The sequence below is a fragment of the Streptomyces sp. JLBG701 genome (assembly GCF_058544905.1).
Genome location: NZ_CM178588.1, coordinates 7,472,749 through 7,495,260, shown reverse-complemented (window position 1 = coordinate 7,495,260; position 22,512 = coordinate 7,472,749). Strand labels below are relative to the sequence as shown.

The window sequence follows — 22,512 nt, the reverse complement described above, 5'->3', positions numbered from 1 at the left end:
GGGCTTTCCGGTGGCCCTGTGCGGCGCCGTACCATCGACCCTATGGCTACGGAAGACGCGGTGCGTGAAGCACTGTCGACGGTGAACGACCCCGAGATCAACCGACCCATCACCGAACTGGGGATGGTCAAGTCGGTGGAGATCGGTGCGGACGGAGCGGTCGCGGTCACCGTGTACCTGACGGTCTCCGGCTGCCCGATGCGCGAGACGATCACGCAGCGCGTGACGGAGGCGGTCTCGCGCGTCGAGGGCGTCACCGGCGTCGATGTGACCCTGGACGTGATGAGCGACGAGCAGCGCAAGGAACTCGCGACCGCCCTGCGCGGTGGCCAGACCGAGCGCGAGGTCCCCTTCGCCAAGCCCGGCTCCCTCACGCGCGTGTACGCGGTCGCGTCCGGCAAGGGCGGCGTCGGCAAGTCGTCGGTGACGGTGAACCTGGCGGCGGCGATGGCCGCGGACGGCCTCAAGGTGGGCGTCGTCGACGCAGACATCTACGGCCACTCCGTGCCCCGCATGCTGGGCGCCGACGGACGTCCCACCCAGGTCGAGAACATGATCATGCCGCCGTCCGCGCACGGCGTGAAGGTCATCTCCATCGGCATGTTCACCCCCGGCAACGCCCCGGTCGTCTGGCGCGGCCCGATGCTCCACCGCGCCCTGCAGCAGTTCCTGGCGGACGTCTACTGGGGCGACCTGGACGTCCTCCTCCTCGACCTCCCGCCCGGCACCGGCGACATCGCCATCTCGGTGGCCCAGCTGGTCCCGAACGCCGAGATCCTGGTCGTCACGACCCCGCAGCAGGCGGCGGCCGAGGTGGCCGAGCGCGCGGGCTCCATCGCCGTACAGACCCACCAGAAGATCGTCGGCGTCGTCGAGAACATGTCCGGCCTCCCCTGCCCCCACTGCGGCGAGATGGTCGACGTCTTCGGCACCGGCGGCGGCCAGTCGGTCGCGGACGGCCTGACCCGCACGACAGGCGCGTCGGTCCCGGTCCTGGGCTCGATCCCGATCGACGTCCGCCTACGAGAGGGCGGCGACGAGGGCAAGCCGGTGGTCCTGACGGACCCGGATTCTCCGGCGGGCGCGGCGCTGCGAGCGATCGCGGGGAAGCTCGGGGGGCGGCAAAGGGGCCTTTCGGGACTGTCGCTGGGGATCACCCCGAAAAACAAGTTCTAGTGCAGCTCACCTAGGGGCGCGGGGAACTGCGCGACCAGCCACAAACGGCCGCCAGTTCCCCACCCACCGCAACGCACCACTACGCGTACGCGGCAACGTCCTTGATCACAGCGAACCCCAGCCCATAAGCACTCATGCCTCGCCCGTAAGCCCCCACGTGCACACCCTCCGGCGTGGACCCGGCAAGCACCCACCCGAACTCGGACTCGCGGTAGTGGAAGGACGTAGGCACGCCATCCACGGGAAGCGACAGCGCGGACCAGTCGGCCCCCTCAAGGTCATCGGCCAGCACCCACGCGGTCTCCGTCTGCTGATCCAGCCAGTCGTCCCGCAGCGAGTGATCCATCTGCCCCGGCCAGGTGAAGGACAACAGCCCCACCCCGGCAAGCCAGGCCGCCGAGGAAACGGACGTGGCTTCCAACAGCCCTGTCCCGTCCGCACTACGCCGGACAGGATTCTCGGCAACGGTCACGACGACCGCGAACCGCTCCCGATCCGCAGAGGACTCGTTACGTACGGACGGCTCGTCGCCGTGCCCGATCGAACCGTGCTCGACGGCGCCGTCGGCCGCCATACCCACCTGCATCAACCAGCGCGGACCCGTGAACGCCTCGTCGAGGCCGTACCACGGGAAGGGCGCCAGCAGGTAGCCATCGACCGTGCGCCGGGCGGAGGGGACCTGTTGTCCGCCCTCCGCGGCCGGCGCCTGCGCGCCTACCCGACTTGTCGTCTCCATGTGCCCGGACGCCTCCTTGCTCTCGTCGGACCGGAGCAGCCCGCCCCCCCCTTCGGGCGGCGTTACTTCTCGGAGCTCGGTCCGCACAACAACTCGGCAGCATATCCACACCGCCGAGAGCAGCCGGGAAACCACCCGGCGAGTGAGACGCGGGAGACGCGTGAGGGAGAGGCCTTGAGGCCGTACGGCTCAGGTGGCGTCCGCGTCGTACGGCGGGCGCTCGTCGGGAGTCTCGGGCTTCTTCGTCATGTCGATGCGACCGTCGGAGGAGGACGAAGAGGAAGCGGCACCGGAGGAAGACGAGGAGGAGGTGTCGGTGTCGCGGCTGTGGACCGCGTCCGTGACCTCGGCCATCTCCTTCTTCAGGTCGAAGCCGTTGCGGATCTCCTTGATCCCCAGCTCGTCGTTGTCCAGCTGCTTGCGGATGAACGTCTTGGGGTTGAGATCCTCGAACTCGAAGTCCTTGAACTCCGGTCCCAGTTCCTCGCGGATGTCCGCCTTGGCGCTCTCCGAGAACTCACGGATCTTACGGACGGTACGCATCACGTCCTGGATGACCTTCGGGAGCTTGTCCGGACCGAAAACGAGCACGGCGAGGACAACGAGCGTGATCAGCTCGAGTGGTCCTATGTCATTGAACACCTGAAGCTCCTTGCGATTCCGGGCCGGATCCAAGGTACCCGGCGATCCTGCCCGACCGGTACTGCCCTGTGACCCCCGAGTGCGTGTACGCGACCGGCTTTCCGGGTTGTTTGCCTTGTGGGGCGGGGTGCGGCGCCCGATCTGTGAGGTTTCTGTCAATCTCCGGTCAGTCTCCGTCGGAGGAGCCCAGGACCAGCGCGATCGTCATTTCCCTGCCGTCACGCTCCACGGTCAGCTCCAGTCGGTCGCCGGGCCGGTGGGCGCGGGTCTTGACGATGAGTTCCTCGCCGGAGTGGATGCGCTGCCCGTCGACCTCGGTGATGACGTCGCCCGCCTTGATGCCGGCCCGGTCCCCGGGGCCGCCCGCGTTGACCGAGGCCCCGCCGTCGCTGCCCTCCGTGTCGACGCGGGCGCCGTCGCCCGTGTACGCCATGTCGAGGGTGACGCCGATGACCGGGTGGGTCGCGTGGCCGGTGTTGATCAGCTCCTCGGCGACGCGCTTGGCCTGGTTGATCGGTATGGCGAAGCCGAGCCCTATGGAACCGGCCTGGGCGCCCTCCGTCTCGGAGCCGCTGTCGGCGGAGCGGATGGCGGAGTTGATGCCGATGACGCGGGCCTGCGAGTCGAGGAGGGGTCCGCCGGAGTTGCCGGGGTTGATGGGCGCGTCGGTCTGCAGGGCGTCGACGTAGGACACGTCGCTCCCGTCGCTCTCGCCGCCGGCCGTGATGGGCCGTTCCTTGGCGCTGATGATGCCGGAGGTCACGGTGTTGGCGAGGTCGAAGGGGGCGCCGATGGCGACGACCGGGTCGCCCACCCGCACGTTGTCGGAGTTGCCGAGGGCCATGGGCTTGAGCCCGCTGACATCGGAGACCCGGACGACGGCGAGGTCGTACCCGCTGTCGCGTCCGACGACCTCCGCCTTCGCGGTCTCGCCGCCGCTGAACGTCACCGATATCTCGCCGTCGGTTCCGGCGGGCTCCACGACGTGGTTGTTGGTGAGGATGTGGCCGCGCGTGTCGAGCACGAATCCGGTGCCGGTGCCGGACTCCTCGGTCCCGGTCACATGCAGGGTGACGACACTGGGCAGCGCCCGCGCGGCGATCCCGGCCACACTGTCCGGAGCCCGCCCGGCGGCCTCCTCCCCGGCCTGCGGCAGCTCTACGTCCCCCACACCCCCATTGCGCTCCAGATACGCCCCTACGGCCCCTCCGACGCCCCCTGACACCAAGGCGAGCAGTACGGCCGCACCGACGAGAGCCTTCCTGACCCGCCGACGCCGCTGCTCCTGGCTCGGGACAGCGGCCCCGTTCTGCTGGAGGGGGGCGGCGGGGAGGGGGGCGGGGGCCCAGGGGTCGTAGTTCTGCCAGGGGGTGGTCGGGGGCGGGGTTTCCGCGAAGGAGGGGGTGGGCGGGGCGGGGGCCCAGGGGCCGGGTCCGCTGTGGGGCGGGGCGCTGTACGGGTCGGGTTCGGGCAGGGGCTTGGGACGCTCGACGTCGGATGTGGCCGCCTGGGCGGGGCCTTCCTGCGGCTTGGGCGCGGGCGCGGCCAGCTCGAAGTCGCCGTCGTGAGGCGGCTGTTCCGGTGCTGATGCCCGTATCGGTTCCGGTATCGGATGCTCGGCCGGCTGGGCGGCGCCGGTGACCGGCGCGTCACCGGGTTCCTCACCGGCCACGTCCTCCGGGCGTCTCAGCTCGAAGTCGCCGTTGTCATCGGTGTCCCCGGCCGGGCTCGTCGCCCCGCCCGTCATCGCCTCGTCCGGCATCGGCGAAGCCCCCTCCGCTGCCCCTCGTTCATGCTCTCCCCCGGTCCCGCGGCACAGCCCCTTGGCGGTGGCCACGGCTTGTCGGGCCACGGCTCCGTGTCCGGAAGTCCGTCACGGGCGCGGCCCACCCTGGAATTCAACCAGGTTCATGGGCCGTCGCGCAGTGACCGGGGTCAGGGGAGGTGGTGGGAGGTGGCGGTGGGGGAGGAAGTCGCGTCGGGGACGGTTGCGGCGAGCAGGCCCGGGGACATGAGGTCCGCGTCCGTGGACAGCGCGGTGAGCGTGATCGGCGCGGTCGTGGTGAGCGGGCGTATGAGCGGGGACATCACGGCGGCACCGGCGACCACGGGTGTCGTCAGCGTGTGCATGGCGATGGCCTGCTGGGCCTGGTCGGCGGCCGGGGACGGCACCCCCGGCAGCAGCGGCGCGGACACCTCGGTCGGCGCCACCGGGGTCTCGCCCGTCGACTGGCCCTGTGCGAGCAGCGGCCCGACGGAGCGGCGGCGCTGGGTGTCGGGGGCCATGGCCCCGGTGCCCTGGGTGCGCATCGGCGTCGCGTTGCTGCCCGCCCCGGTGCCGCGCGCCTCCGCGGTGTCGCCCGGGGCGCCGGTGGTGACGCCGCCCAGTGCGATCGCGGCCAGCGAGACCGCGCCGGCGGCGACGAAGGCGAACCGCATGCCGCGCGACGCCGACCGGTCGGCGTCGTGACGGCTCACGTCATGGATACGGAAGCCGCGCCCAGGGGCTGGTCCGGAGGGCAGCGCGGAGCCGTGCGGGCGCACGGGGGCATAGTCGAACTCGAAGGCCTCGTCCGGCTTCATGCCGAAGACTCCGCCGGTGGTTCCGAACTTGCCGGAGAGTCCCCCGGCAAATCCTCCCCCGCCCAGGGGCGAACCACCGTCGTCGGTGTCGTCACCTCCCCCGGGCAGCCCCTGGAGTCGAGCCAGGAAACTCTCGGAGGGGGCCGGCGGGGCCACCTCGGCGAAGACACTCTTCAGTCGGCGCTGTGCGTCGGCCTCGGCCTTGCACCTCGCGCAGGTGACGAGGTGAGCGAGGACGCGGTCGCGCGACTCATGACCGAGTTCTCCGTCCACCAGGGCGGAGAGGCGGTCTCCCAGATGCTGCTCGGCCAAGCATCGCTCGGCGGGGTTGGGTCGGGTTCCACTCACGCGGTCGCGCCCCCTCCCCCCAGTGCGGCCACGCGCGGCACGAAGGAGCGGCGGTCGGCGCGCGCCTCCGGCGAGCGGTGCGCGAGGGCCTTGCGGAGCTGCGAGCGGCCGCGGTGGATCCGGGAGCGGACCGTGCCGAGCTTGACTCCGAGGGTCGCGGCGATCTCCTCGTACGACAGTCCTTCGATGTCGCACAGGACGACCGCGGCGCGGAACTCGGGCGCGAGGGTGTCGAGGGCCTGCTGGACGTCCGCGTCGAAGTGCGCGTCGTTGAAGACCTGCTGCGGGGACGGCTCGCGGCTCGGCAGGCGCTCGGCCGCGTCCTCCCCCAGCGCGTCGAAACGGATGCGCTGCTTGCGGCGGACCATGTCCAGGAAGAGGTTGGTGGTGATGCGGTGCAGCCAGCCCTCGAAGGTGCCGGGCGTGTAGGTCGACAACGAGCGGAAGACGCGGACGAAGACTTCCTGGGTGAGGTCCTCGGCGTCGTGCTGGTTGCCCGTCAGTCGGTAGGCGAGCCGGTAGACGCGGCCGCTGTGCGTGCTGACGATGTCCTCCCACGTGGGCGGAGTCCACGCCTGCCCGTCCGCGTCGGTGGAAAAGGTCGCGGTCTGGGCGTAGTCAGCGGCGTGGCTGTGGTCAGCAGCGGTGTCGTTCACGGATTTCGGCCTGCCCGCCGATCCGAGAAAGCGCCTCAGCGCTCCTCCCCGATCCGCAGGCGCAGCCGCACCTCCCCTGTCGGCTCTGGTGGTGTCCAGTGGAGCCCCTACCATAGCCACCTCGCCCGTTAGCTCCGGATAAGCGGTTTTACGAGAATTTGATCTGGGCTGATGCGGCTCATACGGCTGCGTCAGCACTTGCTCGTCATCGTGATCCATCTGTGTCCCCCCGCGTCGTCTCGCACCCCTATAAACGCCCGGTCCCATCAGCAGGTTCCCGCCAGCAACGGATACAGTCACGCCCAGGCACACACGGGGACAGGAGAGGGTCATTACCGGCAACCGGCAGACGAGCTGGGCGTTCGCCGACGCCTTTGTCGCCGAGGACGACGCGATGCGCTGGGCCCGTGACCGGGCCCGCGAGGCAGGGCTGCGCTCGGTGTCGCCCGGCACGGGCGCCGCGCTGCGGTTGCTCGCCGCCTCCGTGGACGCGAAGGCGGTCGCGGAGATCGGGACCGGGACCGGCGTCTCCGGCATCCATCTGCTGCGCGGAATGCGGGCGGACGGTGTCCTGACCACGGTCGACCCCGAGCCGGAGCACCAGCAGTTCGCCCGCCAGGCCTTCCGCGCCTCCGGCTTCGCCAGCAACCGGGCCCGTTTCATCCCGGGCCGCGCCCTGGACGTACTGCCCCGGCTCGCGGACGCCGGCTACGACCTCGTCTTCTGCGACGGCGACCGCCTGGAGTTCCTGGACTACCTCGCTGAATCGTTGCGCCTGTTGCGCCCCGGGGGCGTGGTGGTCTTCGAGGGCGTCTTCGCGAACGGCCGGACGGTGGACTCGGGTCCGCAGCCCACGGAGGTCCTGCGGCTGCGCGAGCTGCTGCGCGCGGTGCGCGAGAGCCAGGAACTGGTGCCGTCACTGTTGCCTGTGGGTGACGGGCTGCTCTGCGCGGTCAAGCGATAGCCGCGATACACCCCCGGAAAAAGCACCACCCCGGCATCATGGCGATGCCGGGGCAGCTGAAAGGGTATGGGCGCTTCCGCGTCAGCCGACGACCTTCTTGAGAGCGTCGCCGAGCGCGTCGGCCTCGTCAGGGGTCAGCTCGACGACGAGCCGACCGCCGCCTTCGAGCGGAACGCGCATGACGATGCCCCGCCCCTCCTTGGTCACCTCGAGCGGGCCATCACCCGTTCGCGGCTTCATGGCCGCCATGCTCGTTCCCCTTCCTGAAACCAGCTCACCTCGCCGACGGCCCCTTGGAGGGCACGCGCGACCCCCGTGGGACACGCGTCACCGGCATCGAACACATTGCTTCCAAGCCATTATCCCGCATCTCACGACCCGATGACCAACATCAGTCGGCATCGCTTGGGCAACGCGCGCGAGCAAAACCACCCAATTCGGCGATGTGACTGCGATACTGCGCCGCCGCGCCGACTTCCGCCGACCGGAAACGGACAAGAATTCTTTGACGCAGGTCACACGTCCGGTCCGGTGCGTGGACGGCGATCTCCGCCATGCTGTCCTTCGGAGACAGAACGTACTGACCAGTACGTCCGAGCCGCGACACCGGAGGGGATCCACCATGGCCGACACCGTGCTCTACGAGGTGAGCGACGGACTCGCGACGATCACGCTGAACCGCCCCGAGGCGATGAACGCGCTGAATGTCGCGACGAAGGTCGTTCTCCGAGAGGCGGTCGAGTCCGCGGCGGCCGACGACGCCGTACGGGCCCTGCTGCTGACCGCCGCCGGGGAGCGGGCGTTCTGTGTGGGGCAGGACCTCAAGGAGCACATCGGGCTGCTGGCCAAGGGCTCGGAGCACGTCATGAGCACGGTCAAGGAGCACTACAACCCCATCGTGCGAGCGCTGACGGGCATGGCCAAGCCCGTGGTGGCCGGGGTGAACGGCGTCGCGGCCGGTGCGGGTCTCGGTTTCGCGCTCGCCGCCGACTACCGGGTCGTCGCGGACACCGCGGCCTTCAACACGTCCTTCGCCGGGGTGGCGCTGACCGCCGACTCCGGGGTCTCCTGGACGCTGCCTCGGGTCGTGGGCCCCGGTCGGGCCGCCGACCTGCTCCTCTTCCCGCGGAGCATCACAGCCCAGGACGCGTACGAACTCGGCATCGCCAACCGGGTCGTGCCGTCGGCCGAGCTGCACGTGGAGGCTGAGAAGGTGGCCCGTGCGCTGGCCGCGGGGCCGACGGTGGCCTACGCCGCGCTCAAGGAAGCCGTCGCCTATGGGTTGACCCACTCCCTGGACGAGACCCTCGACAAGGAGGACGAGCTTCAGGCTCGGGCGGGGGCCTCGGAGGATCACGCGATCGCGGTGCAGGCGTTCGTCAACAAGGAGAAGCCCAAGTATTTGGGGCGGTGAGCGCCGTCGGGGACTGCGGGTCCGACGTGGCGGGTCGCGCCCACGCGGCGGAGCCGCAAATCGATACAGTCCCGCGCCCCTAACCGGCGTTTCTCGACGCGCATGTTTTCAAGTGGTCGTTCACCAGGCCACATGCCTGCATCAGCGCGTACGCCGTTGTCGGGCCCACGAAGCGCAAGCCCCGCTTCTTCAGAGCCTTCGACAAGGCCGTTGACTCCTCCGTTACCGCCGGGACGTCCCCCAGTGTCTTCGGGGCCGGGCCCGGGGTCGGGGCGTGGGACCAGATCAGGGTGTCCAGGTCGCCCGGCGTCCAGTCGGCCAGTACGCGCGCGTTGGCCAGCGTCGCGTCGATCTTGGCTCGATTGCGGATGATGCCGGCGTCGAGGAGCAGGCGTTCGCGGTCCGTGTCCGTGAAGGCCGCGACCTTGGTGATCTCGAAGTCGGCGAAGGCGGCGCGGAAGCCGGGGCGGCGGCGCAGGATCGTGATCCAGGACAGGCCCGACTGGAAGGCCTCCAGGGAGAGCCGCTCGAAGAGGGCGTCGTCGCCGTGGACCGGACGGCCCCACTCCTCGTCGTGGTACGTCACGTAGTCCGCCGTGGACAGGGCCCAGGGGCAGCGCAGGGCCCCGTCGGGTCCCGCCAGCGCCGTGCCCTCGTCGCTCACGTCTGGTCCCCGTCCACCGGCTTGTCCATGGAGACGCGGGCGGCCTGGGCGCCGGCCAGCGCGGACTCCAGGTCGGCGATGCGGGCATCGCGCTCGGCGAGCTCGGCGCCGAGGCGGCCCAGTGCGTCGTCCACGTCGCCCATGCGGTAGCCGCGGGCGGCGAGCGGGAAGCGGAGCGTCTCCACGTCCGTGCGGGTGACCGGACGGTCGATCGGCAGCGGGTCGGAGAGCCGCTCGGGCGCCACCTCCGGCAGGGGCGCGCCGTCACCGCCGCCCACCACGGCGAGGGTCACCGCGGCGACCACGACGGCGAGTGCGACGACCAGGAACAAGAACATAACCATCGCTGAGGTCCCCACGGGCTCGGTGGTGTCGGGATTCGGGTGTGCCGAATCCGAATGTGTCAGGGTCCGATCGTGCCATGCGACGCTGACAGTTAAGGTCGCAGGCGGCCGAATACCGGTACGTACTAGGAGAGGTCACAGGGGATGCTCAGGCTGGGCAGGCGGGAATTCGCACCGCACGAGCCGGTGATCATGGCGATCGTGAACCGGACCCCGGACTCCTTCTACGACCAGGGGGCCACGTTCCGCGACGAACCAGCCCTCGCGCGCGTGGAGCAGGCCGTGGCGGAGGGTGCCGCCATCATCGACATCGGCGGGGTCAAGGCCGGGCCGGGCGAAGAGGTGACGGCTGCGGAGGAGGCTCGGCGGACCGTCGGCTTCGTGGCGGAGGTGCGGCGTCGGTTTCCCGACGTGATCATCAGTGTGGACACCTGGCGGCATGACGTCGGTGAGGCCGTGTGCGAGGCCGGGGCGGACCTGCTGAACGACGCGTGGGGCGGTGTCGATCCGCGGCTCGCGGAGGTTGCCGGGCGGTATGGGGTGGGGCTGGTGTGTACGCATGCCGGGGGTGCGGAGCCGCGTACTCGGCCGCATCGGGTGGCGTACGACGATGTCATGGCCGACATTCTTCGGGTGACCGTGGGGCTTGCCGAGCGGGCGGTCTCACTGGGGGTGCCTCGGGAGTCGATCATGATCGATCCTGGGCATGACTTCGGGAAGTCGACTCGGCACAGTCTGGAGGCGACTCGGCGGCTGGGCGAGATGGTGGCCACGGGGTGGTCTGTGCTGGTGTCGTTGTCCAACAAGGACTTTGTGGGGGAGACGTTGGACAAGCCCGTGAAGGAGCGGGTGGTGGGGACGTTGGCTACGACGGCGGTTTCCGCGTGGTTGGGGGCGCAGGTGTATCGGGTGCACGAGGTGGCTGAGACGCGGCAGGTGTTGGACATGGTGGCGTCCATTGCCGGGCATCGTCCTCCCGCTGTCGCCCGGCGGGGGCTGGCGTAGGGCCTTCCTCGCCCCCGCCGCCCCTACCCGTCCCATCCCTGGGGCTCCGCCCCAGACCCCGCTCCTCAAACGCCGGAGGGGCTGAATTTTTGCGGACCAGGGCTGGATTTAAGGGCCTGATTTACCGCCCCGCCTCCTTCGACACCAACGCCACCGCCTCGTCCACGTCATCCGTCACGTGGAACAGCAGCAGGTCCTTCTCCGATGCCTTGCCCTGGGCGATCAGAGTGTTCTTCAGCCAGTCGATCAGGCCGCCCCAGTAGTCGCTGCCGAAGAGGACGATCGGGAAGCGGGTGACCTTCTGGGTCTGGACCAGGGTGAGGGCCTCGAAGAGTTCATCGAGGGTGCCGAGGCCGCCTGGGAGGACCACGAATCCTTGCGCGTACTTCACAAACATCATTTTTCTGACGAAGAAGTAGCGGAAGTTCAGGCCGATGTCGACGTAGGGGTTGAGGCCCTGTTCGAAGGGGAGCTCGATGCCCAGGCCGACCGAGACGCCCTTCGCCTCGCACGCGCCCTTGTTGGCCGCCTCCATCGCGCCGGGGCCGCCGCCCGTGATCACGGCCCAGCCGGCCTCGACCAGGGCACGGCCCAGCCGCACGCCTGCCTCGTAGTCCGGGGAGTCCGCCTTGGTCCGGGCCGAGCCGAACACGCTGATCGCGGGCGGGAGTTCGGCGAGGGTGCCGAAGCCTTCGATGAACTCCGACTGGATGCGCAGGACGCGCCAGGGGTCGGTGTGGACCCAGTCCGAGGGGCCGCCCGCGTCGAGCAGACGCTGGTCGGTCGTGCTCGCCGTCACCTGGCCGCGCCTGCGGAGGACCGGTCCCAGGCGCTGCTCCTCCGGTGGCTGCTTCTTGCCCTCGGGGTTGCCTGTAGCCATGTGCGCTCCCTCCGCTTGCGGGTCTTGCGGGTTTTGCTGGTCTTTCCACCTCAGCGTAGATCTACGCGGGTTACGGACGAGGGACGCGCGCGTGTCCGCTACGCGGTCAGCCAGTTCCGCAGTCGCTCCTCGCCGGCAAGGATCTTCGCCGTTTCGACCCGTTCGTCCCGCTTGTGCGCCAAGTGCGGATTGCCGGGGCCGTAGTTGACCGCCGGGACGCCCAGCGCGCTGAAGCGGGAGACGTCCGTCCAGCCGTACTTGGGCATCGGGGTGCCGCCGACCACCTCGATGAAGGCCACGGCGGCCGGGTGGGAGAGGCCGGGCAGGGCTCCGGGGCTGTGGTCGTCGATCACGAACTCCTCCACGCCGCAGTCCTCGAAGACCTCGCGCACGTGGGCGATGGCATCCGCCTCCGTACGGTCGGGCGCGTAGCGGAAGTTGACCGTCACTACGCACTCGTCGGGGATCACGTTCCCGGCGACTCCGCCCTCGATGCGGACCGCGTTCAGGCCCTCGCGGTACTCCAGGCCGTCGATGACCGGATAGCGCGGCTCGTAGGCCGCGAGCTTCGCCAAGATCGGGGACGCGGCGTGGATCGCGTTCGAGCCCATCCAGCTGCGCGCGGAGTGGGACCGCTCGCCCTTCGTCTTCAGCAGGACGCGCAGGGTGCCCTGGCAGCCGCCCTCGACCTGGCCGTCGGAGGGTTCGAGGAGGACCGCGAAGTCGCCCTCCAGCCACTCCGGGTGGACCTCGGACACGTGCTTGAGGCCGTTCAGTTCGGCGGCGACCTCTTCGTTGTCGTAGAAGACGAAGGTCAGGTCGCGGTTGGGGGCGGGCACCATCGCCGCGATGCGGAGCTGGACCGCTACGCCGGACTTCATGTCGCAGGTGCCGCAGCCCCACAGGACGCCGTCCTCGTCGAGGCGCGAGGGGACGTTGCCGGCGATCGGGACCGTGTCGATGTGGCCGGCCAGGATGACGCGCTCGGAGCGCCCGAGGTTCGTACGCGCGACGACGTTGTTGCCGTACCGGTCGACCGTCAGGTGCGGCAGGGCGCGCAGGGCGGTCTCGATGGCGTCGGCGAGGGGCTTCTCACTGCCGCTCTCCGAGGCGAAGTCGACGAGCCAGGCGGTGACCTCGGCCGCGTCCAGCGCGAGGTCGAGCGGTGTTTCGGTCATGCCGTCGACCCTAACGCGCCCGCCGTTCGTGGACTGTCCACACCCTGTGCGGGGCCACAGAACCTCGCAGTAACTTGTACGGATGCATGCGTCGTCCACCTCCCCCAAGCGCCGCGGTTGCTTCTTCCGTTTCGCCGCCGGCTTCGTGGTCCTGCTCGCGCTCGCGGGCTACCTCGTGGTGCAGTACGTCAGCGGCGGCGCGGGCGCTCCGGGCTGCGAGGTCGTCTCGGCCGACGGGGACGGGACGACGTACGAGTTCACTCCCGAGCAGGCCGTGAACGCGGCGACGATCGCGGCCGTCGGCACCGGGCGCGGGCTGCCCGAGCGGGCCGTGACGATCGCGCTGGCGACCGCCATCCAGGAGTCGGGGCTGCGCAACATCCAGCACGGCGACCGGGATTCGCTGGGCCTGTTCCAGCAGCGTTCCTCGCAGGGCTGGGGCACCACGGATGAGATCCTCGATCCGACCTACGCGGCGGGCAAGTTCTACGAGCATCTCGTCAAGGTGTCCGGCTACACGAAGCTCCCGCTGACCGTCGCCGCCCAGAAGGTGCAGCGCAGCGGCTATCCGCAGGCGTACGCCAAGCACGAGCCGGACGCCACGCTGCTCGCCGCCGCCCTCACCGGACGCGCCGCGGCCACGCTGACCTGCCAGGGCCGCCCGGACGCCACAGTCGCTGCCACCGCCACCGGTCCGGCCGCGGTGCGCTCCGCGCTGGTACGGGACTTCGGGCGCGACGCGATCGAGGAAACCGCCGCCGAGGTGGGCGCCAAGGCCACGCCGACGCCCACCCCGAGCGTGACGGCGAAGGCCGGCGGGCGGACCGTGACGGTGCCCGTACCCGCCGACGACAAGAGCACCGGCACCAAGCGCACCGCCCGCGAGCGCGGCTGGCAACTCGCGCACTGGGCGGTGGCCAACGCCTCCGCGCTGCATATAGAGCGCGTCTCCTACGCCGGCCGGGAGTGGACCGCCGGGAGCAGCGACAGCCAGTGGCGGACGACCGGCGAGAAGGCCGCGGGGGCCGTCCGCATGGTGACCGGTCAGTGACCGGTCAGAAGTACGGGGGGTCACCCTTAGGGGTTACGCAGGCCAGCCGCGAGCGACGGTGTGCGCAGGTTTTCGTGCGCTCACCCTCGTAGGGGCTGAATCCCTTGCGATCACAGGGGCCGTAAGGATTCGGCAGACTTTCGCACCGGGCGCTTTTTGCCCGTTTTTATCCGCAACCGATAATGCGACGCATTACCAACTCTTTACGTTGGGCGTCCGCAACCTTCGTGGGCTTCGAGCGGTAGTCACGGCGTCCGAGACAACGTTCCCTCCCGTCAAAGGAGCATCATGTCCCTCCCCCTGACCCGCCGGATCGCCCGTGCAGCACTGCTCGTCGCAGCGGGAGCGGCAGCCGGGGTCGGTGCGGCCGGCTCCGCCAGCGCGGCCCCCGAAGTGCCCGCCACCCCGAACCTCGGCGGGCTGACCGCCCTGGACGGCGCGAGTGTCGGCAACACCGTCGACGGCGCGGCACAGAACGTCACCGGGCTCGCCGGTGAGACCGGCGGCAAGGCTGTCCAGAAGGCGGTCCCCGCCGCGGGCAAGACCGGCGGCAAGGCCGTGAAGAAGGCGACCCCCGCGGCCCAGAAGACCGCGGGCGAGGCGGCCGGTTCCGCCGGGGACGTCCTCGGTGACACGGCGTCCACGGCGACGAAGGGCGACCTGCCGACGGACTCCCTCACCAAGGGCAACACCCTTCCGACGGAGTCCCTGCCGCTGAAGGGCCTGCCGATCGGCAGCTGACCACCGGCCAGAGGTGATGGCGGCGGGGTCCGGGGAGAGCTCCCCCGGACCCCGCCGTTTTGGCTTGCGCGCGGCCGTTTTGGCTTGCGCGCGCTACGCCAGGCGTTCCACTGCCGCCCGCACCCGCTCGTCCGTCGCCGTCAGAGCCACGCGTACGAACTTCTCGCCCGCCTCGCCGTAGAAGTCGCCCGGTGCCACCAGGATGCCCTTCCCGGCCAGGTGGGCCACGGTGTCCCAGCAGGACTCGTCCCGCGTGGCCCAGAGGTAGAGGCTGGCCTCGCTGTGCTCGATGCGGAAGCCGTGGGCCAGCAGCGCCTCGCGCAGGACCGTGCGGCGGGCCGCGTAGCGCTCGCGCTGGACGCGGACGTGCTCCTCGTCGCCGAGGGCCGCCACCACCGCCGCCTGCGTCGGCGCCGACGTCATCATGCCGCCGTGCTTGCGGATCTCCAGGAGGGGGCCCAGAACGGCCGGGTCGCCGGCCAGGAAGGCGGCGCGGTAGCCCGCGAGGTTGGAGCGCTTGGAGAGGGAGTGGACCGAGACGATGCCCTCGTACGAGCCGCCGTTCACGTCCGGGTGCATGACCGAGACCGGGTCGGCCTCCCAGCCCAGCTCGATGTAGCACTCGTCGGAGAACAGCAGCACGCCGTGCTCCCGGGCCCAGGCCACGATCCGGGTCAGCTCGTCCTTGCCCAGCACCCTGCCCGTCGGGTTCGAGGGCGAGTTGAGCCAGAGGAGCTTCAGGTTGGTCGGGTCCAGGTCGGTCGGATCGTCGTAGACCTCGTAGTCCGCGCGCGCGAGACGGGCGCCGACCTCGTACGTCGGGTACGCAAGGCGCGGGTAGGCGACCCGGTCGCCGGGGCCGAGGCCCAGCTGGGTGGGGAGCCAGGCGACCAGTTCCTTGGAGCCGACGATCGGCAGGACGTGCTTGTGGGTCACCCCGCGGGCGCCGAGGCGGCGCTCCACCCAGCCGGTGAGCGCGTCGCGCAGTTCGGGCGTCCCCCAGACCGTCGGATAGCCCGGGGAGTCGGCCGCGGCGACCAGCGCTTTCTGGATCAGCTCGGGGACCGGGTCGACCGGGGTGCCGACCGACAAGTCGACAATGCCGTCCTGGTGGGCGGCCGCCGTCTTCTTGTACGGCTCCAGCTTGTCCCAGGGGAAGGCGGGCAGGCGGTCGGAGACTGCGGACACGGGATCTGGCTCACTTTCTCGTACGTGCGTACGCGCCGCTCTTACGGCAAACGCCTCGGCCCCGTACGGCGATCGAAGATGATCAGGCCGTACGGGACCGAGGCGGCGCGGATGCTGCGGGCCGGCCGCTCTCAGCCGTTCTGCGGCGGCAGGGCGGCGATGAACGGGTGGTCCCGCTCGATCAGGCCGAGCTTGCTGGCGCCGCCCGGGGAGCCGAGCTCGTCGAAGAACTCGACGTTCGCCTTGTAGTAGTCCTTCCACTCCTCCGGAGTGTCGTCTTCGTAGAAGATCGCCTCGACCGGGCACACCGGCTCACAGGCTCCGCAGTCGACGCATTCGTCCGGGTGGATGTACAAGGACCGGGAGCCCTCGTAGATGCAGTCGACCGGGCACTCCTCGATGCACGCCTTGTCCTTGACGTCGACACAAGGCTGCGCGATGACGTAGGTCACGCTGTCGTTCCTCCTCGATAGGGCGCTGGCGGGCCTTTGCAGGCTCCGCCGCCTGGCGCGCGGGAGCGCGGCTCGTCGATGCCCACACCTAGTATCTCCGTTCCGGGGCGTGATCCATACAGGAGGGGTGCACAGACCTGTGGAAATCTCTGCGGCTGGACGTCTTGAGGTCCGTATCACCGCTGCTGACGTGGGCAAACGTGTCTCCGTACGGCGCCTGAGCGACCCGTCGGTGACGGAGGAGAAATTCACCGACACGGTGGGTGTTCTCACATCATGGGACGACGGTGTGCTGGTGATCACTCGGAGGGACGGCGAGTCCGTCCGCATTCCGGAATCCCTGCTGGTCGCGGGCAAGGTCGTGCCCGCCGCACCGGCCCGTCGGCGGGGACCCGCCGCCTCCTACGAGGAGCTGGCGCGTGTCGCCTCGCGCGCGTGGCGGCCGGTTGAGAGCGAGCGGCTCGGTGAGTGGGAGCTGCGGGCCGCGTCCGGCTTCACGCGACGGGCCAACTCCGTGCTGCCGCTCGGCGACCCCGGGCTGCCCCTCGACGAGGCCCTCGACTTCGTACGGCGGTGGTACGGCGAACGCGGCCTGCCCGCCTACGTCCAGACCGCTACCGGCGCCGAGGGCACGCAGGAGCTGCTGTGCGCGGAGCTGGAACGGCGCGGGTGGACTCGGGAGGTGACGGCCGAGCTGTGGATCGGAGGGCTTGCGCCGGTCGCCGACCGGGCCGAGGGGGCCGGGGTCGTGTTGGCGCGGGAGGCCGACGAGGCGTGGCTGGCGCGGTATCAGCGCAAGGGGGTGAGCGAGGTGGCGCTGAAGGTTCTCGGGAGCGGGCCGTCGGTGTGGTTCGCGACGGTGCCTGGCGCGGAGGCGGGGGCGGCGCCCGCCGCCATCGGGCGGTGTGTCGTCGACGGGCGGTGGGCCGGGTTCGCCGCCGTCGAGGTCGACCCCGGGCAGCGTCGGCGGGGGCTGGCCACCGAGGTGATGGCCGCGCTCGCCCGGCAGGCCCTCGACGAGGGGGCGTCGGCTGCGTGGCTGCAGGTCGAGGCGGACAATGTGGGGGCGCGGGCGCTGTACGCCGGGATGGGCTTCGGCGCGCATCACGCGTACCACCACTACCGCGGACCCGAAATGACCGACCCCAGCAGGTACCGATCGCCGTGAGAGGGCACGAGCCAGCTATGCGTCCCCCCTATCCCCCAGGTCCGGAGCGTTCCGCCGAGCTACGGCAGCGGTTCGCCGAAGAGGCGCGGTCCGAACGGCCCGACCTGTCCATGCTGTGCCTGCTGGTGGGTGCGGAGGCGGACGGGACGCTCGACGAGGCCGGTCTCGACGCCGCACAGATGGAACTCGACCGGCTGGCCGGGCTGCTGCCGTTCCGGCCCGGGGGGCCGCGGTCGTGGGCCGTGGCGGTGAGGGAACTCCTCGGCGACCGATGCGGGTTTCGCGGCTCCGCCGCGGACTATCAGCGGCTTGAGTCGTCGTTGCTGCATCAAGTGCTGTTGCGGCGGAGGGGGTTGCCGATTCTGCTGTCGGTGGTGTGGATGGAGGTGGCTCGGCGGGCTGGGGCGCCGGTCTACGGGGTTGCGTTGCCGGGCCATTTTGTTGTGGGGTTCGGGCCTCCTGAGCGGCAGGTGCTGGCCGATCCGTTCGATGGGGGGCGGGTTTTGTCGGGGGCGGATGCGGAGTTGCTGGTGGCGGGGGCTACGGGGGCCTCGTTGGAGCCGTCGATGCTTGTGCCTGCGGCGCCCGTGGAGGTGGTGTCGCGCATCCTCAACAACATCCGAGCGTGGGCTGCGGCTCGGCCTGAGCGGTCTGATGTGTCGCTGTGGGCTGTTGAGTTGTCGCTGCTTTTGCCTTCTCATCCGGCTCGGTTGCGGTATGAGCGGGCTCAGTTGCTGGTGCGGCGTGGGGAGTTTCTTGCGGGGGCTGTGGAGTTGGATGCGTATGCGGAGGTGGTGGGGGCTGTGGATGAGGCTGGGGCTGAGCGGGTGCGGGGGCAGGCGCGGTCTGCTCGTGCGATGTTGAACTGAGTTGGCGAGTGCGGGTTGTTTGTGGCTGGTCGCGCCCACGCGGCGGAGCCGCAAATCGAAGCAGCCCCGCGCCCCTGGGTGAGCTGGCCCCGGCCGGCGCTTTACAGCCAGGCGCATGCGAAAAGTGGTGGCATGAACACGCTGGGTAGGTTGGCTTGATCGCCGCTCGGCCTGACCCGCCGGGCACAACCACCACAAGGGGGAAAGCCGTGATGCGTAAATTCCTTGCCGGCGCGGCCACCGCCATGGTCGCCGTCGCCAGCTTCGCCTTCGCCGCCCCTGCACAGGCGGCCTCGTCGGACACGGTCTCGGTCCAGGCGATCAACTGCCACGCCTTGGAGAGCGTACGGATCCGGGAGTCGAAGTCGACCAGCTCGACCGCCCTCGGGCTCTTCCCCAAGGGCGCGGGGGCGGAGTGCGGCGGATCCACTGAGGGGGGAACCTACACCGCCTGCGGCCACACCAACGGATACTTCTGGATCGCGATCAACTACCAGGGCATCAAGGGCTACGTGGCCTTGTACTGCATCACGCGTCCGTGACCGCGTGAAGCCCGTGAAGGCCCGTCCTCCTGGGACGGGCCTTCACGGGTTCGCGGAATCACGCAGACGACGGGGTGCCGCCCGTGACCTCAGCTCGGGGTGGTGTCGATTACTCCGGTGCGCTCCGCCGTCGTCGTGCCGCGCAGAGCCTTGCGCAGCGCGGTGACGACGTCCTGCGGCAGAACGTCACGCTTCCCGCTCGCGCCCTCGATCTGCACACCGTCGAAGGTGCTGCCGTACGCCTCCTTGAGCGCCTTGAGGTCATACGTCTCCACGAGCTTGTTACCGACGGCCTTGACGCCGAGGATCTTCGGCAGTGACTGGGCACCGAACGGGATGCTGTGCACCGCGTCGGTCTGAATGATGACGTTGGCCGACATCGCGGGCTTCGCGAACTCCTTCATCATCCGGTCGACCTCGGCGTTCGTGATCTTCGGGTTCTGGGTGGTCGTGGCCACCTTCACCGGTCCGGCCACGCCCGTCTCGACCTGGGTGCGGTACGCCTCCTCGACCGTCTGCATCGACTGGGCGACGTTGATGCCCTTGCCCGCCTCGCCGTACACGGCGACGGCCTTGCCGGACTGGAACTTGATCGTGCCCTCGGTGACCGAGCCGGAGCCGCCCGCGGCCTGCTCCAGGGCGACCCTCAGCTTCTCCTCGTCGACCGGCATGACCGGTTCGACGACGCGCTTCTGGCCGAAGAGCGAGCCGATCACGGAGACCGGGTTGTAGTCGCTCCCGGCGGCGTTCGCGACGGTCTGCTGGATGTCGAACTGGAGGCCCGCCTGGTCGGCCCTGAGGGTGGCGGTCTTGTCGTCGACGGTCAGCTTGAGCTTCGCGTTCAGGGACCGGGTGCCGAAGGCGTCGTCGAGCTTCTGCGCGGCCTCGTCGCGGGTGCCGCTGATGTCGACGCCGAGCACGGTGGTGCCCTTGGGCACGTCGGAGTGGTTCATCAGCAGCCCGGCACCGTAGACGCCGGCGCCGATGACGACCAGGCCACCGACGAGCAGGGCGGGCTTGTTGCGCTTCTTCTTCTTTTTCTTCGAAGCGGCGGGGGACGCGCTCTGCGACCCCGAGTCGGGCAGCTTCGGGGGCGTGTGCGGCGTCGCCCCTTCGGTGAAGTCGCCGCCCGGTGCGAACGGCGACTTCGCGGCGCCGGGCGGGACGACCGGGATGCCGCTGGTCACGGTGTGGCCGGAGACGTTGTCCGGGTTGCCGTAGCCGTGCGGGCCGGGTTCGGGGGCCGGCTTCTGCGGGGTGAGGATCGCGGTGTCGTCACTCAGACCGCCGCCGGGGCCGCGACCGAGGGTTCCGGTTCCCGGCCCTGAGGCGATGCCCGGGACGCCCATGCCGCCGGGGCCGTTGCCGATGGGGCCATTGCCGATGGGCGGCACGATCGGCCCGTCGCCGGTGATCGGACCGCCGGTCGGGCCCGCGGGGCCCTGGGGGCCGCCCGGCCTGCCGGGACCGCCCGGGCCGCCGTTGGGCCCGTTGAAGCCGTTGGGGCCGCCGGGACCACCCGGGCCCGCCTGAATGCCGTAGGGCGATTCGCCGTAGGGAGACTGGCCGCCGGGCCCGCTCTGACCGTTCTGCGCGCTCTGGCCGTTCTGAGCGTGCCGGCCGCCGCTTCCGTCGTCCGCGAAGTCGGAGAAGTACGGCAGTTCGTCGCGACGCGGCTCGGGGCCGCTGCCGCCCTGGCCCGGACGGGACCCGTTGCCGCTGCCGAGCGGTCCGGCCCCCAGGGCCTCGGTCACGTCGAAGGAGCCGGTGCCGCCGCCGTGCCCGGGTGCCACGGGGCCGCCCGTGGCACCGCTGGGGAGCCCGGAGACGTTCGTGCCGCCGGGGCGGGAGCCGCCGGGCACGCTCATGGAGCCGACCACGCCACCGGGACGCGGGCCGGACGGAGCGCCGGCGCCCGGACCGTACGGACCGGACCTGGGCCGAGGACCCGCGCCGGGCGCACCGGGTCCCGCCGGGGGCGCGGCCGAACCGCCGGGGATACCGGCCCCGTTGGTGGAACCGCCGCCCGGACCGCCCTTGGGCGCGCCGGACTTGCGGGGCGCGAACCACTCGCTGGTCTTCTCCCCGGCCGGGGCCGGAGGTTCGGCGGCGGGCTCGCCACCGCCCGTGGGCGCGGCGGGGCCAGGCGCCGGTGCGGTCTCGGTGACCGCTTCGTCGGCGGCGCCCTCGGTGTCCGCGACGGGCGTCCGTACGACGACCGGCGGAATGGGCCGGGACCCGGGGATGTTGATCCGGATCCGGGTGGTCAGCGTGGTCTCGGTCTTGCGTTCCTCCGGCTGCGTGGCCGAACGGACCGCATCCGTACCGTCTTCGGAAACCATGGGGGTCCCGTACGGCGGCGTGCCCGAAGGGTATGCGGCTCCGCCGCGCCCTTGGGGCCCGTTGGACGGAGTGTCAGTTTCACGACTCAAGGCAGGTTCTCCCGGTTGGCTCCGCCGCCCGCACAACCTCACGGGCGGCTCGGCGGCGCGCACCACCATACTGGCCACTTCTGGCGCGTATCCCACGACCGCTGAGGAAACCCACACCGGACTCGCACGTGCGCGATACCGCGAAGTGGTACGTCACTTGGCAAGTCGGGCGCCACCGCCGTCCGGTTGCCGCCCCGGGCCAAGGGTGGCGCAGATCACAGCCAGGGCCATTCCGCCGAGCAGAAAGAGATAGGAACCGCCTCCCGCGGCGAACACGAAGTCCCCTTCCGGGCGGCTGGCCGTGAGCAGGATGACGGAGATCATCCAGCCGGCGGCCGGCGCGACGGCCCCGCCCCGGCTGTCGGCGGCCCGCGCCCCGCCCAGGAACAGCCCGGCCGCCCCCGCGAGCGCGAGCAGCAGCCCGCCCGGGAACCAGCCTGCCTGCACCAGCGAGCCGGCCACGCCGACGGCGACGCCGAGGAGAAAGAGGCCCAGATAGGCCGCGATCCGTCCGGCGGAGGGGCGCTGCAGGGGCTGGGCGAGCAGCGAGCCACGGTCCGCTGGATTCATGACGCTTCCTCGGTTCCGGTGGCTTCGGCGATTCCGGCGACTCCGGCGAAGAGGTCGGTCTCCCGTTCCCCGGCGGGCCCGCCACGCTCTCCTCGCTCTCCTCGCACCAACTCGTAGTACTCGGTGGTGAATACGGGCTGCGCGAGCTCATTCGACAACGCGAAGTACGGCTCGGCCACATCGATGTCGATCTGCGTGGCGTGGGCGTGCATCGCGGCGGCCTTGGCGGCGGCGTACGCGGTGCCGTCGATCTCGGCGGTGATCAGGTCCTCGTCCACCACACCCGGTACGTCGTCGATGACGCCGGCCTTGGCGAAGGGCAGGCCGGGCAGCGCGTCCCGGAGCCGGGCGAAGGCGGCCTCGGCGACGGGGCGCGGCACGCGGTTCCAGTAGACCTTGGGGATCGGGTGTCCGGCCTCGGCGGCCAGCTCGGCGGCGCGCATGGCGACGCGGTGGGCCTGGATGTGGTCGGGGTGGCCGTAGCCGCCGTCCGGGTCGTAGGTGACGAGCACCTGGGGACGTACCTCGCGGATGACCTCGACGAGGTGTCCGGCGGCCTCGTCGAGGTCGGCCTGCCAGAAGCAGGCGGGGTCGTCGTTGTCGGGGAGGCCCATCATCCCCGAGTCGCGGTAGCGCCCCGTGCCGCCGAGGAGACGGAAGTCCTCGACGCCGAGTTCGCGCATCGCGGCCGTGAGCTCACCCAGGCGGTGTTCGCCGAGCGCGGCGCCGGTCAGATGGCGCAGCTCGGGCGGGATGACCTCGCCGCCCTCACCGAGCGTGCAGGTGACCAGGGTCACGCGGGCGCCTTCGGCCGCGTACCGGGCCATGGTCGCGCCGTTGTTGATCGACTCGTCGTCCGGGTGCGCGTGCACCAGCAGCAGACGCCTGGAGGGTGGTTCCGTCATGGAG

At 70.6% G+C, this 22,512-nt stretch carries 25 protein-coding genes; 9 read left to right on the top strand and 16 right to left on the bottom strand.

What is annotated here, in order from left to right:
* The first annotated feature begins 42 nt into the window (after positions 1-42).
* Positions 43-1,176 carry an Mrp/NBP35 family ATP-binding protein gene (locus AC5DRG_RS34835; protein WP_491803542.1) on the top strand — a complete coding sequence of 378 codons (1,134 nt, stop codon included), beginning with the start codon at positions 43-45 and terminating at the stop codon, positions 1,174-1,176.
* A 79-nt stretch (positions 1,177-1,255) separates the two neighbouring features.
* Here the strand turns inward: AC5DRG_RS34835 and AC5DRG_RS34830 are convergent, their stop codons facing one another.
* From AC5DRG_RS34830 to sigE, 5 genes are all read right to left on the bottom strand, one after another.
* Positions 1,256-1,912 (bottom strand): hypothetical protein, encoded by a 657-nt coding sequence (locus tag AC5DRG_RS34830; protein WP_491803541.1) that lies wholly within the window; start codon positions 1,910-1,912, stop codon positions 1,256-1,258.
* 189 nt (positions 1,913-2,101) lie between these two features.
* Entirely contained in the window at positions 2,102-2,554 is a 453-nt protein-coding gene (locus AC5DRG_RS34825; RefSeq protein ID WP_491803540.1) for a sec-independent translocase, read from the bottom strand.
* Between the two features lie 166 nt (positions 2,555-2,720).
* Entirely contained in the window at positions 2,721-4,316 is a 1,596-nt protein-coding gene (locus AC5DRG_RS34820; RefSeq protein ID WP_491803539.1) for a S1C family serine protease, read from the bottom strand.
* A gap of 173 nt (positions 4,317-4,489) precedes the next feature.
* Positions 4,490-5,485: an anti-sigma factor family protein gene (locus AC5DRG_RS34815; protein ID WP_491803537.1), complete on the bottom strand. Its 996-nt coding sequence runs from the start codon at positions 5,483-5,485 to the stop codon at positions 4,490-4,492.
* Entirely contained in the window at positions 5,482-6,255 is a 774-nt protein-coding gene (gene sigE, locus AC5DRG_RS34810) for an RNA polymerase sigma factor SigE (RefSeq protein ID WP_491803536.1), read from the bottom strand. The genes AC5DRG_RS34815 and sigE overlap by 4 nt, the downstream gene beginning before the upstream one ends.
* A 280-nt stretch (positions 6,256-6,535) precedes the next feature.
* On the opposite strand from sigE, the gene AC5DRG_RS34805 reads away from it, so the two are divergent.
* Complete coding sequence (locus AC5DRG_RS34805) at positions 6,536-7,105, top strand: O-methyltransferase (RefSeq protein ID WP_491803534.1); 570 nt, start codon at positions 6,536-6,538, stop codon at positions 7,103-7,105.
* Positions 7,106-7,186: 81 nt separating this feature from the next.
* Here AC5DRG_RS34805 and AC5DRG_RS34800 read toward each other — a convergent pair whose 3' ends face one another.
* Positions 7,187-7,354: a DUF3117 domain-containing protein gene (locus AC5DRG_RS34800; protein ID WP_003966491.1), complete on the bottom strand. Its 168-nt coding sequence runs from the start codon at positions 7,352-7,354 to the stop codon at positions 7,187-7,189.
* 142 nt (positions 7,355-7,496) lie between these two features.
* Entirely contained in the window at positions 7,497-7,661 is a 165-nt protein-coding gene (locus AC5DRG_RS34795; protein ID WP_491803533.1) for a hypothetical protein, read from the bottom strand.
* A 66-nt stretch (positions 7,662-7,727) separates the two neighbouring features.
* Here AC5DRG_RS34795 and chcB point away from each other — a divergent pair, with 66 nt between their 5' ends.
* Positions 7,728-8,519 (top strand): 2-cyclohexenylcarbonyl CoA isomerase, encoded by a 792-nt coding sequence (gene chcB / locus AC5DRG_RS34790; protein WP_491803531.1) that lies wholly within the window; start codon positions 7,728-7,730, stop codon positions 8,517-8,519.
* A 79-nt stretch (positions 8,520-8,598) separates the two neighbouring features.
* Here the strand turns inward: chcB and AC5DRG_RS34785 are convergent, their stop codons facing one another.
* Both AC5DRG_RS34785 and AC5DRG_RS34780 read right to left on the bottom strand, forming a co-directional pair.
* Positions 8,599-9,183 carry a DNA-3-methyladenine glycosylase I gene (locus AC5DRG_RS34785; protein WP_491803530.1) on the bottom strand — a complete coding sequence of 195 codons (585 nt, stop codon included), beginning with the start codon at positions 9,181-9,183 and terminating at the stop codon, positions 8,599-8,601.
* Positions 9,180-9,527, bottom strand: a complete 348-nt coding sequence (locus AC5DRG_RS34780; RefSeq protein ID WP_491803528.1) for a DivIVA domain-containing protein — start codon at positions 9,525-9,527, stop codon at positions 9,180-9,182. The genes AC5DRG_RS34785 and AC5DRG_RS34780 overlap by 4 nt, the downstream gene beginning before the upstream one ends.
* 144 nt (positions 9,528-9,671) lie before the next feature.
* Here AC5DRG_RS34780 and folP point away from each other — a divergent pair, with 144 nt between their 5' ends.
* Positions 9,672-10,532 (top strand): dihydropteroate synthase, encoded by an 861-nt coding sequence (folP, locus tag AC5DRG_RS34775; protein ID WP_491803527.1) that lies wholly within the window; start codon positions 9,672-9,674, stop codon positions 10,530-10,532.
* A gap of 121 nt (positions 10,533-10,653) precedes the next feature.
* On the opposite strand, the gene AC5DRG_RS34770 is transcribed toward folP, so the two are convergent.
* Positions 10,654-11,412 (bottom strand): LOG family protein, encoded by a 759-nt coding sequence (locus AC5DRG_RS34770; RefSeq protein ID WP_491803526.1) that lies wholly within the window; start codon positions 11,410-11,412, stop codon positions 10,654-10,656.
* A gap of 98 nt (positions 11,413-11,510) precedes the next feature.
* Positions 11,511-12,590: a succinyl-diaminopimelate desuccinylase gene (dapE, locus tag AC5DRG_RS34765; protein ID WP_491803525.1), complete on the bottom strand. Its 1,080-nt coding sequence runs from the start codon at positions 12,588-12,590 to the stop codon at positions 11,511-11,513.
* Positions 12,591-12,672: 82 nt separating this feature from the next.
* Here dapE and AC5DRG_RS34760 point away from each other — a divergent pair, with 82 nt between their 5' ends.
* Both AC5DRG_RS34760 and AC5DRG_RS34755 read left to right on the top strand, forming a co-directional pair.
* Positions 12,673-13,641 (top strand): VldE C-terminal domain-containing protein, encoded by a 969-nt coding sequence (locus tag AC5DRG_RS34760; protein WP_491803523.1) that lies wholly within the window; start codon positions 12,673-12,675, stop codon positions 13,639-13,641.
* Between the two features lie 288 nt (positions 13,642-13,929).
* Entirely contained in the window at positions 13,930-14,382 is a 453-nt protein-coding gene (locus AC5DRG_RS34755) for an ATP-binding protein (RefSeq protein ID WP_491803521.1), read from the top strand.
* 93 nt (positions 14,383-14,475) lie between these two features.
* Here AC5DRG_RS34755 and AC5DRG_RS34750 read toward each other — a convergent pair whose 3' ends face one another.
* Together AC5DRG_RS34750 and fdxA are read right to left on the bottom strand one after the other, a co-directional pair.
* A complete protein-coding gene (locus AC5DRG_RS34750; RefSeq protein ID WP_491803520.1) occupies positions 14,476-15,570 on the bottom strand; it encodes a bifunctional succinyldiaminopimelate transaminase/glutamate-prephenate aminotransferase in 1,095 nt (364 codons plus the stop codon).
* A 131-nt stretch (positions 15,571-15,701) separates the two neighbouring features.
* Positions 15,702-16,022 (bottom strand): ferredoxin, encoded by a 321-nt coding sequence (fdxA, locus tag AC5DRG_RS34745; protein WP_003985062.1) that lies wholly within the window; start codon positions 16,020-16,022, stop codon positions 15,702-15,704.
* 139 nt (positions 16,023-16,161) lie between these two features.
* Between fdxA and AC5DRG_RS34740 the strand changes: the two genes are divergently transcribed.
* From AC5DRG_RS34740 to AC5DRG_RS34730, 3 genes are all read left to right on the top strand, one after another.
* The gene (locus AC5DRG_RS34740; protein ID WP_491803519.1) at positions 16,162-17,190 is read left to right on the top strand and encodes a GNAT family N-acetyltransferase; all 1,029 of its coding nucleotides are present in this window, start codon (positions 16,162-16,164) and stop codon (positions 17,188-17,190) included.
* 17 nt (positions 17,191-17,207) lie between these two features.
* Positions 17,208-18,059, top strand: coding sequence for a transglutaminase family protein (locus AC5DRG_RS34735; protein WP_491803518.1), 852 nt, complete (start codon positions 17,208-17,210; stop codon positions 18,057-18,059).
* Positions 18,060-18,271: 212 nt separating this feature from the next.
* Complete coding sequence (locus AC5DRG_RS34730) at positions 18,272-18,601, top strand: hypothetical protein (protein ID WP_491803517.1); 330 nt, start codon at positions 18,272-18,274, stop codon at positions 18,599-18,601.
* An 89-nt stretch (positions 18,602-18,690) separates the two neighbouring features.
* On the opposite strand, the gene AC5DRG_RS34725 is transcribed toward AC5DRG_RS34730, so the two are convergent.
* The 3 genes from AC5DRG_RS34725 to mshB form a co-directional block, all read right to left on the bottom strand.
* The gene (locus AC5DRG_RS34725) at positions 18,691-21,033 is read right to left on the bottom strand and encodes a hypothetical protein (protein WP_491803516.1); all 2,343 of its coding nucleotides are present in this window, start codon (positions 21,031-21,033) and stop codon (positions 18,691-18,693) included.
* Between the two features lie 153 nt (positions 21,034-21,186).
* Complete coding sequence (locus AC5DRG_RS34720) at positions 21,187-21,603, bottom strand: DUF6113 family protein (RefSeq protein ID WP_491803515.1); 417 nt, start codon at positions 21,601-21,603, stop codon at positions 21,187-21,189.
* A complete protein-coding gene (gene mshB, locus AC5DRG_RS34715; RefSeq protein WP_491803514.1) occupies positions 21,600-22,508 on the bottom strand; it encodes an N-acetyl-1-D-myo-inositol-2-amino-2-deoxy-alpha-D-glucopyranoside deacetylase in 909 nt (302 codons plus the stop codon). Before mshB ends, AC5DRG_RS34720 begins: the two co-directional genes overlap by 4 nt.
* Positions 22,509-22,512: the final 4 nt, after the last annotated feature.

Excerpts from the sequence above, each read along its gene's own strand:
- AC5DRG_RS34820 (WP_491803539.1), bottom strand. The coding sequence starts at position 4,316 with ATGCCGGACGAGGCGATGACGGGCGGGGCGACGAGCCCGGCCGGGGAC.
- AC5DRG_RS34735 (WP_491803518.1), top strand. The coding sequence starts at position 17,208 with ATGCGTCCCCCCTATCCCCCAGGTCCGGAGCGTTCCGCCGAGCTACGG.
- chcB (WP_491803531.1), top strand. The coding sequence starts at position 7,728 with ATGGCCGACACCGTGCTCTACGAGGTGAGCGACGGACTCGCGACGATC.
- dapE (WP_491803525.1), bottom strand. The coding sequence starts at position 12,590 with ATGACCGAAACACCGCTCGACCTCGCGCTGGACGCGGCCGAGGTCACC.
- AC5DRG_RS34795 (WP_491803533.1), bottom strand. The coding sequence starts at position 7,661 with ATGGCGGAGATCGCCGTCCACGCACCGGACCGGACGTGTGACCTGCGT.
- AC5DRG_RS34730 (WP_491803517.1), top strand. The coding sequence starts at position 18,272 with ATGCGTAAATTCCTTGCCGGCGCGGCCACCGCCATGGTCGCCGTCGCC.
- AC5DRG_RS34760 (WP_491803523.1), top strand. The coding sequence starts at position 12,673 with ATGCATGCGTCGTCCACCTCCCCCAAGCGCCGCGGTTGCTTCTTCCGT.
- AC5DRG_RS34755 (WP_491803521.1), top strand. The coding sequence starts at position 13,930 with ATGTCCCTCCCCCTGACCCGCCGGATCGCCCGTGCAGCACTGCTCGTC.
- folP (WP_491803527.1), top strand. The coding sequence starts at position 9,672 with ATGCTCAGGCTGGGCAGGCGGGAATTCGCACCGCACGAGCCGGTGATC.
- sigE (WP_491803536.1), bottom strand. The coding sequence starts at position 6,255 with ATGGTAGGGGCTCCACTGGACACCACCAGAGCCGACAGGGGAGGTGCG.
- AC5DRG_RS34780 (WP_491803528.1), bottom strand. The coding sequence starts at position 9,527 with ATGGTTATGTTCTTGTTCCTGGTCGTCGCACTCGCCGTCGTGGTCGCC.
- AC5DRG_RS34805 (WP_491803534.1), top strand. The coding sequence starts at position 6,536 with ATGCGCTGGGCCCGTGACCGGGCCCGCGAGGCAGGGCTGCGCTCGGTG.
- mshB (WP_491803514.1), bottom strand. The coding sequence starts at position 22,508 with ATGACGGAACCACCCTCCAGGCGTCTGCTGCTGGTGCACGCGCACCCG.
- AC5DRG_RS34835 (WP_491803542.1), top strand. The coding sequence starts at position 43 with ATGGCTACGGAAGACGCGGTGCGTGAAGCACTGTCGACGGTGAACGAC.
- AC5DRG_RS34720 (WP_491803515.1), bottom strand. The coding sequence starts at position 21,603 with ATGAATCCAGCGGACCGTGGCTCGCTGCTCGCCCAGCCCCTGCAGCGC.
- AC5DRG_RS34800 (WP_003966491.1), bottom strand. The coding sequence starts at position 7,354 with ATGGCGGCCATGAAGCCGCGAACGGGTGATGGCCCGCTCGAGGTGACC.
- AC5DRG_RS34830 (WP_491803541.1), bottom strand. The coding sequence starts at position 1,912 with ATGGAGACGACAAGTCGGGTAGGCGCGCAGGCGCCGGCCGCGGAGGGC.
- AC5DRG_RS34770 (WP_491803526.1), bottom strand. The coding sequence starts at position 11,412 with ATGGCTACAGGCAACCCCGAGGGCAAGAAGCAGCCACCGGAGGAGCAG.